Source organism: Methylophaga sp. UBA5088, assembly GCF_002414625.1.
Classification (GTDB): domain Bacteria; phylum Pseudomonadota; class Gammaproteobacteria; order Nitrosococcales; family Methylophagaceae; genus Methylophaga; species Methylophaga marina.
In genome coordinates this window covers 19,554-20,369 of sequence record NZ_DIAC01000111.1, presented here as the reverse complement: position 1 = coordinate 20,369, position 816 = coordinate 19,554, and the positions used below count along the sequence as shown (strand labels likewise).

2 protein-coding genes are annotated in these 816 nt (G+C 43.4%); one reads left to right on the top strand and one right to left on the bottom strand.

Annotation, left to right across the window (positions count from 1 at the left end):
• On the top strand, window positions 1–662 hold a 662-nt coding region (locus tag B4K20_RS14125; protein ID WP_289283383.1), incomplete at its 5' end, for a proteasome-type protease.
• Here the strand turns inward: B4K20_RS14125 and B4K20_RS14120 are convergent.
• On the bottom strand, window positions 604–816 hold a 213-nt coding region (locus B4K20_RS14120), incomplete at its 5' end, for a putative zinc-binding metallopeptidase (protein WP_289283382.1). The genes B4K20_RS14125 and B4K20_RS14120 overlap by 59 nt on opposite strands.

Here is an 816-nt window from a genome sequence, read left to right as displayed (position 1 = left end):
ACAGCAAAATGTTTCGTTTCAATACGCATGCTGACCGCTGTATTACCATATTAAGTGCCGGTAATCTGGCCACCACGCAATGTGTTATTGAACAGATAAACCGGGATCTACGGGAAAATAGTGAGACCAGCCTCAATAGCACACACTATCTTTCTGATACCGCTGACTATGTAGGTGATGTGTTAAATCAACGCATCAAGCGTTATAGCGAAGATCAGCAATCCGGCTTTTCACCTGATGCGACCTTATTACTGGCTGGCCAAATAAAAGGGCAACCACCCCAAGCCTTTCTGATTTATCCACAAGGAAACCACATTACCACCAGCCGTGAAACACCCTACTTACAAATAGGTGAGAGTAAATATGGCAAACCGGTATTAGATCGTTTTCTCACCATGCAAACGTCACTCACCGATGCCGCTACCTGTGCATTAATTTCTATGGATTCCACCATGAAAAGTAATGTCAGTGTCGGCCCGCCGATTGAGGTGCTGGTATACGAGACAGATAGCCTGGTCTTTAAGCATCATTATCGTTTCGATGCAGAAGATACTTTTTTGATTAACCTACGGCGGGAATGGGGTAATAAATTAAATCAGGCATTTAAGGAAATGCCGCGGATTCCCGAGGCTTTCTCAACGACTTCAACAACTGATGAATAAAAAGTAATTTTCTTCTGACCGGCGCTGAAACGACAAAGGGGTAAGCATCTGTATTGCCAACACTTCGATTCAGTGCATTCATTTTCACCACCAGCGATAACCAGTCGTTCATCATTACATCAAAATCGCTAGCATAATCAAAATGCTCAATCAG